This window comes from uncultured Veillonella sp. (assembly GCF_963551295.1).
Classification (GTDB): Bacteria; Bacillota; Negativicutes; order Veillonellales; family Veillonellaceae; genus Veillonella.
Genome location: NZ_CAUVFT010000046.1, coordinates 1 through 7,382, shown reverse-complemented (window position 1 = coordinate 7,382; position 7,382 = coordinate 1). Strand labels below are relative to the sequence as shown.

Below are 7,382 nucleotides of genomic sequence, written 5' to 3'. Positions count from 1 at the left end.
GCAACACGATTTTTTTACCTAATGGTTTTACTTGGTCTTTTAATTTTTGAATTAAATCCACGATTTTTGCCTCCTTAACATTGGCTTTACGCCATATCAATACTATTATTATAGCAAATTCAACCTATTGGTAAAAGTAAAAATTATTTCTTACCATATCATTCCTAGTGTTATACTCTTTTTATGAAAGTTGGAACTCATTCCAACTTTTCTCAATTTTAGCTATCAACTTGGATTTCATTCCAACTTTTTATCATTTTAAATATAAGATTGGATTAGATTCCTAATTTTTTAATTTAAAACCTAACGCCTCAAATAAGTTTTATCTACGAACTACATACCACTAATTGAACTCTTTACACATACACGCTACAATAATAGAAATAAAATACGGATAGCAAAATGCCAATTTATATTCCTTATACACTCATTTAGGAGGGCTTATGGCAAATACTGAGACAACAATCAACGCCGTTATAAATCCAGAAATTAACGAAACGCCTATAGACATAGAGAAAACGATTAAAGCCTTGGAGCGAAATAAATTTGTAGTTCATTATTTTGAAACAGGCGCAGAAGCTATTTCCTATTTAAAAGGTCGTATTCAAAACAAACGTGTAGCCATCGGTGATTCTTACACCTTATTGAAGCTCAAGGTTCATGATGTCTTAGCCCAGGTCAACGATGATATAACAGATATTCAACGTCCCCTTCCTGGTGAAAGTTTCCGCGACACCGCATTGCGTACCATGGGGCGTGATGTATTCCTTACCTCTGTAAACGCTCTTGCTCAAACGGGAGAGATGGTTAATATTGATGGTACGGGTAATCGTGTTGCAGCCTCTTTATTCGGCTCTCAGGAGGTATTTTTTGTGCTAGGCATCAACAAAATCACGCCAGATTTAGCTTCCGCCATCTATCGCGCACGAAATGTAGCCGCTCCGCTCAACAGTAAAAAGAATAAAAAGAGCTCTCTCAATCCATGTGCTACATTAGAAGAAAAATGCTACGATTGTGGTTCTCCGGATCGTATATGCAATGCATTAACGATTTACTATAAAAAGATGCGCAATATGCAAACCATGGAAGTCATCATCATTAATGAATCTTTAGGCTTCTAATTGTTTGCGGCCCATTCAAAAAATCTTGTATATTCATTTCTCCAAGTCCATATATGACTCTATAAATTGTAGACCACCGAGGATCTACGGAACCACTTTCAAGGTCACTAATATAAGATTGGGCTAAACCCGATTTATCTGCCAATTGATATTGAGTCATTCCCAATTGTCTACGCCAAAGTAAAATCAATACACCAAGCTTGTGAACTTCTTGTCGAACTTGTAGATCTTGACAACATACGATAGGATTCATGGCAACCTCTATCTACTTTCTCCCTCAACACATATTTATGCCTTTACTATAAATCTAGGCTCAATCATTTCCTAGTAATGGTTGAAAAACGATAACACAAAAGCCTTAACAAAAACTAATGCACCAATTAGTTCAGTTAAGGCTTTTTTCTTATGTGTATTATATTGCGTAGAGTTTCATCATTTCGTGGAATTTTAGTATATACAAAACTTATTATCATTAAAAATACAGATAGTAAATCAGAAATACAGGTATTATCTATATATTGCAATTTTTATACAGTATTCATATATTATGCATACACTTGATTTATAAAATTACCTGGCGCTATTTAGCACTATTAATACTACAAGAAGACTATACGATATATAGTAAATACGCAATATTGTTAAAATACACTTAGGAATAATAAGTCTATTCATAATACAAAAGGACTATACAGGTCAACTGTATAGTCCTTTCTATGTCTTTATATAAAATTATTGATTTGCGCTTTCTTGTGCTTTTTTGATTTCCATGTATTTAACCATGCCATCAACAGCTTTTTTAGCTTCACGCATAGCCAATACTACGGTAGCAGGTTTGTGAACAACGTCACCCCCTGCAAATACGCCTTCACGACTAGTCATACCATATGGATCTTCAGATGTAATAATATAACCTTTTTCATCTACTTTTAAGTTATTACCTTCACCTACAAGACGAGCATTTGGTTTATGACCTGCGGCGATAATAATTTTATCAACAGGCATTACTTGGAAGTTACCAGTGCCGTGGATACCTGCACCATCTTCGTTAAGCGCCATCACTTCGTATTTGAAGCCTTCTACCTTATCTGTACCTTCTACGCCTACTGGAGAAGCAAACCATTGGAACTGAACGCCTTCAGCACGAGCTTCTTCGTATTCAGACAACAAGGCTGGCATTTGTTCTTGGCTACGACGATATGCTACAGTTACCGCTTCGCAGCCTAAACGTACGCATGTACGAGCCGCATCCATCGCTACGTTGCCACCGCCGATGATAATTACGCGATCGCCTTTTTTAACAGGAATTTGATCTTCATCAAGTTCCCCATTTTCTACCAATTGTACGTTAGTCAACAAATACATCGCTTGGAATACACCATGTACTTCATCGTTTTCCATGCGCACTTCTTGAGGAATATGTGTACCAGTACCTATAAAAATAGAGTCAAAACCTTCAGCAAAGAGATCATCCAAAGTTTTATCTTGACCAATAAATGTATTACATACGAATTTAACACCTAAGCCTTCAAGACGAGCGATTTCACGACGTACAACGGCTTTGGACAAGCGGAATTCTGGAATACCGAATAAGAGTACACCACCTGGTTCAGATTGGCCTTCAAATACAGTTACCTCATAACCGAGTTTAGCCACATCACCAGCTACGGACAAGCCTGCAGGGCCAGAACCTACTACAGCTACCTTACCGAGATCTTGTTTGATTTTCTTAGGCTTGCGAAGTTCATTGATGCTTTCAAAGTCAGCCGCGAAGCGTTCCAATTTGCCGATGTTAATAGGCGGTTTTTTCGCCTTATTCATGATACAGTTGCCTTCGCATTGATTTTCTCGTGGGCATACGCGACCACAGATAGACGGTAAATTTGTTCGTTCCGCCAAGATATCATTAGCTTCACCAAAATTACCACGTGCGATAGCTTGGATGAAACGAGGTATTTCATTTTCAATAGGACAGCCCATACGGCACAATGGCTTTGGACAATTTAAACAACGTTTCGCCTCTGCGAGCGCTTCCTCCATCGTATAATCCGCATCAAAATGTAGTGGTTTTAATTCGTTACTCATGGCACATGCCTCCTAACAAGGATCCAGTACTATACTTACAGCGTTGCATGCACCTAAGCATTCCGATGAGCCCTCTCACATAGGGACGCCGCCACATGCTGCTAACATTTATCTTTTGTAACCATTTGATAGACGTGTGGTCACTGGTCAGACTCACACTATTCTATAGTATATTCTAAATTGTGAAAGTCCCAACAGTCAAGCAAATATCACACGTTTTGTATACGAATATAACCCTTATACTTGCAAGGAGTGCATAGAAAAAGAGGCACCAGTAGGCCTCCCCCCTTTCATAGCGATATATAGCTCAAGGTTTGGTTTAGGATTGTTTTTTAAGATTAAATATGTGTGCGAATAAAACCTTCTGTGTATTTTGTTTGAGATTTAAGAAAATGATTATGACATCGCTAATGTAATACTGATTTAGCACTACCTTAGCAAAACAATTATGTAATTAATAACATAATTGCTTTAGTACTATATGCAAGATTAAACTATGTTAATATTTACATATAACTTGATACATATATATTGATATAATATAAACAGAGATTTACGACTTTTGTACGCTAATCACAGCCAAATCTATCCTGAATGTTGACCAATGCGAGGTTCCCTATGAACACAGCAGAGTTTACCGAAGAATACTATATTGACCGTCAAGGATCTCATTCCAGAAAATGGGACGGTGAACATTTAAAATTCAATCGCACCGATCTATTACCACTATGGGTGGCCGATATGGACTTTATGCCTCCCCGATGCATCCAAGAGGCCATTTGTAATTATGTCAAAGCCAATCCATTAGGTTATACCATGACAAATCCGAATTATATAGAGGCCGTTATCAGTTGGTATAAACGTCGTCATAACTGCACAATCATTAGCGACTGGCTTACCAGTGCCCCCAATGTTATTACAGCCATCATGTGGTGCATAGCAGCTTTCACAAAAACAAATGATGCCATCGCAGTGTTAAGCCCTGTGTACGGCGCATTCGACAGTAGCGCCAGCGATGCGAAGCGGCAAATCATCGCCGTTCCCATGACGCGCAACGAAGATAACCGCTATGCTATTGATTACTCGGCCTTTGAAGCGGCTATCATCAAACACGATGTTAAGTTATTCATTCACTGTAATCCACACAATCCAGTAGGTCACGTATGGACTTTAGAAGAAATGGATCGACTATTTAGTATCTGCCAGCAACATAAGGTCCTTATCATTAGCGATGAAATCCATCAGGACCTCATCACGGGACTTACACCATTTACATCCGCATTAACTGTGTCTAACGGAGCGTATACAGACAGGCTCATCGCCATGTCCTCGTTGTCAAAATCGTTCAATATAGCTAGCCTGCACCACGCAGAGGTCATTATCCCTAACGAAGAGCTGCGGAATCATTACGACGCCTTTAAAGCCCTTGTATACCATACAGATTCGGACGTCCTTGCCGAGACAGCCATCACAGCTGCCTACACGCATCCAGAAGCAGAAGCATGGCTAACGGACCTACTCGCTGTAGTGAAAGAAAACTATGATTATATGTGCAATAAACTACTTGCCACCTTGCCTGAACTCCGCATTAGCCCTATGGACGGCACTTATTTGGCTTGGATCGATTTTAGCGCTTATCTTAAACCAGAGGAAATGCATGATTTCTTTGAAAATAAATTCGGTATTGCTCCTAGCTTTGGTGAATGGTTCGGAGGTGAAAGCTACGCAACCTTTGTACGCTTGAATTTGGCTACAAGCCTTGAGAACATCAAAATTGCTACGGATGCTATCCTACAAAAAATTTAACTATTTCAGGTCTAACATAATAGTTAACTTTCAATATCACTATATAATCAAAAGAGGCAGTCACAGCTGTTTATAACACATCTGCGACTGTCTCTTATTATATTTAAACCTACTGTTAGCTAATCATACGTTACTATTACCGACATCTAAAGCCTTTATTAGGAGTATTAAAGCAATTATTTATCAGGAGTATTTGAAATAATCAATTATTCGGAACGTTTGAAAAGCCTTTTAGCAGGGATATTTAAATAGCTTTTACTAAGAATGTTTAAAATGATCTTTTAGTAAAGATATTTAAAATAAAATTTACTAGGAACGTTTGAAATGGTCTTTTGCAAATTGCATGTCTTGCACTAATTCTAATGTACCAAGGTAATTATTGTTTTGGTCGCGCACCGCCATATAGTTTACATAGAATGGACGACCTACCTTTTCAAGCCATACCGCCACATTATCGCGTTCCCCTTTGCGGAAGGAATCAATGATACCACGTACGATTGGCTCTATCTTTGGAGGATGGCAAGAGTATACATCGCGACCGATAGCTGTAGTAGGGCGTTTAAAGACCTTTTCACCATCGTTGAAGTAACGGTTAATGTCTTCGTGGTCAACGAAGGTTACTTCCATTGGCATTGTATTAAGCATGGCATTTAATTGATCCACAGTTAAGCTGCCGCCTATTAGAGCAATGGTATTATCATCGCCACTTGCGTTTGTTGTTTGTGTAGCTAATGCAGCCTCAGCCTCTGCCCAAGCAACGCGTTCTACGCCAAAGATTTCTTCGTATTGTTCAGTATCTTTGTAAATTTGGTACCATTCTTCAGTACTAAAATTCTCTGCACAGATTGGGAACAAGATATTTTGCTCTTTGTAGATCATCTCTTGAGCACGTGTGAGAAGACCATCAAACTCTTCGTACCAAGCATCATCAATAGACTTAGCACGAGCTAGACGACCAAAGCCATCGCGAATATCGTCATCAACAGTCCACATAACCATGGATGGACCAGAAATATCATAGGCTACTTTCAAATGAGGATATAAAAGGTCGCCCTTCTTAGCGTAGTGAATAGACACTTGGCGCACTTCGTTCACATCATCTACCGTAGCAGTTTTATCGGCCACCTTAACCTTTGTAGCTTCAATCAACGCATCAAGAGCTTTGTTTTCTTCTGTTAATCGATTGAGTGGATGACCTACAGTTTCAACCAAAGACACCACACTTTTACTCTTTTCTTGAGCCTCTAGTACGGCCTCAACCTTAGCGTGTTCAGACTCCATTTGTTCATGGATAGTGGAGCCGTGGAACAATGCGGAGTGAAGGTCACATAATTGTTGAACCTCTGCTAGTGGTGTGCCTTCACGCATAAGGCCTTGTTCAGCTTTCATGATTTCACTAGCCTCAACATGGGCGAATTGACTAGCAAAGTCTTCACGAACGGCACCAAGGTCTTCACCTGTACCTAAACGTTTCAAGAAACCTTTGAGCTGCTCTACGCGTTCGCTGTCTTGAACAGTATCTTCAGCCTTAGTTTCGGAATTCTCGTCAGTGTTAGCTGGCGCTGTAGTAGATACTGGTGCACTGCTATCTACTGCATTTGCTGCAACTGTGCTAGATGCTACGTTAGCAGATGCGTCCGTAACATTAGACTTTGTAGTTGCTGCAGTAGGCGCTACGCCAGGATGATCCGTAGTTTCCGCATCATCACCAGATAGATTTGGCATTTCACCTTCTAAGGTAAAGCCAGCTTTCATAAAAGCGCCCACGATATCGATCATGGATACGCCTTTCATCTTAGCCCCTTTCGGGATGGTCATGATTTTACCAACAGAGTTCAACATCACCTTGTTTGTGATTTCGCTGAACCCTAATTCTTTCATAATATCTGTTACTTCAGGATACTCTTTTACCAAATCATATACAGATTTGGATAAATCTAATTTCTTTTCCATTTTGTTCCCCTCGTGTCAAAATCTTTATAAAATACTTACTAATATTTGTAAGCCCCTATACGTAAAATTCTCGCATATAAGGCTATCTATTTACTGTGAAAAGTCTATATATAATGACCTATGAATCTATGATAAACGATATCGATTAGAAAATCTGTATCCGTGGCAATACTTTTGAAAGTAATTTAAAAATTTTCAGAATATCATGTAACGCTTTACCAATAGTAACTCTTTACCAATAAAATAAATTATACGCTCGAAAACAGTAAAAGGAGATAAAAATAACGGATAGATGATTATCCATCCCGTCGCATAAATGAAGGGAGACACATCAACTATCCGTTATATATTTAAATTACTTGTCTATTACTATTACTGTTACTGTTACTGTTTCTGTTTCTGTTTCTGTTTCTGTTT

Annotated in this window: 5 protein-coding genes; 2 read left to right on the top strand and 3 right to left on the bottom strand. The window is 38.8% G+C overall.

The genetic code is table 11. From position 1 onward, the window contains the following. Positions 1–443: 443 nt before the first annotated feature. The gene (locus RYO55_RS09350; protein ID WP_314985252.1) at positions 444–1,121 is read left to right on the top strand and encodes a lactate utilization protein; all 678 of its coding nucleotides are present in this window, start codon (positions 444–446) and stop codon (positions 1,119–1,121) included. On the opposite strand, the gene RYO55_RS09345 is transcribed toward RYO55_RS09350, so the two are convergent. Further along, a complete protein-coding gene (locus RYO55_RS09345; protein ID WP_314985251.1) occupies positions 1,099–1,374 on the bottom strand; it encodes a helix-turn-helix domain-containing protein in 276 nt (91 codons plus the stop codon). The two genes, RYO55_RS09350 and RYO55_RS09345, sit on opposite strands and share 23 nt — an antisense overlap. Before the next feature lie 479 nt (positions 1,375–1,853). Further along, the gene (locus RYO55_RS09340) at positions 1,854–3,206 is read right to left on the bottom strand and encodes an NAD(P)-dependent oxidoreductase (protein WP_302498731.1); all 1,353 of its coding nucleotides are present in this window, start codon (positions 3,204–3,206) and stop codon (positions 1,854–1,856) included. A gap of 618 nt (positions 3,207–3,824) precedes the next feature. On the opposite strand from RYO55_RS09340, the gene RYO55_RS09335 reads away from it, so the two are divergent. Then, the gene (locus RYO55_RS09335) at positions 3,825–5,012 is read left to right on the top strand and encodes an aminotransferase class I/II-fold pyridoxal phosphate-dependent enzyme (protein ID WP_314985249.1); all 1,188 of its coding nucleotides are present in this window, start codon (positions 3,825–3,827) and stop codon (positions 5,010–5,012) included. A gap of 309 nt (positions 5,013–5,321) precedes the next feature. Here the strand turns inward: RYO55_RS09335 and RYO55_RS09330 are convergent, their stop codons facing one another. Continuing rightward, positions 5,322–6,965, bottom strand: a complete 1,644-nt coding sequence (locus tag RYO55_RS09330) for a DUF438 domain-containing protein (RefSeq protein WP_314985248.1) — start codon at positions 6,963–6,965, stop codon at positions 5,322–5,324. Positions 6,966–7,382 lie beyond the last annotated feature (417 nt).

Coding starts and splice junctions, on each gene's coding strand:
- RYO55_RS09350 (WP_314985252.1), top strand. CDS start 444: ATGGCAAATACTGAGACAACAATCAACGCCGTTATAAATCCAGAAATT.
- RYO55_RS09345 (WP_314985251.1), bottom strand. CDS start 1,374: ATGAATCCTATCGTATGTTGTCAAGATCTACAAGTTCGACAAGAAGTT.
- RYO55_RS09340 (WP_302498731.1), bottom strand. CDS start 3,206: ATGAGTAACGAATTAAAACCACTACATTTTGATGCGGATTATACGATG.
- RYO55_RS09335 (WP_314985249.1), top strand. CDS start 3,825: ATGAACACAGCAGAGTTTACCGAAGAATACTATATTGACCGTCAAGGA.
- RYO55_RS09330 (WP_314985248.1), bottom strand. CDS start 6,965: ATGGAAAAGAAATTAGATTTATCCAAATCTGTATATGATTTGGTAAAA.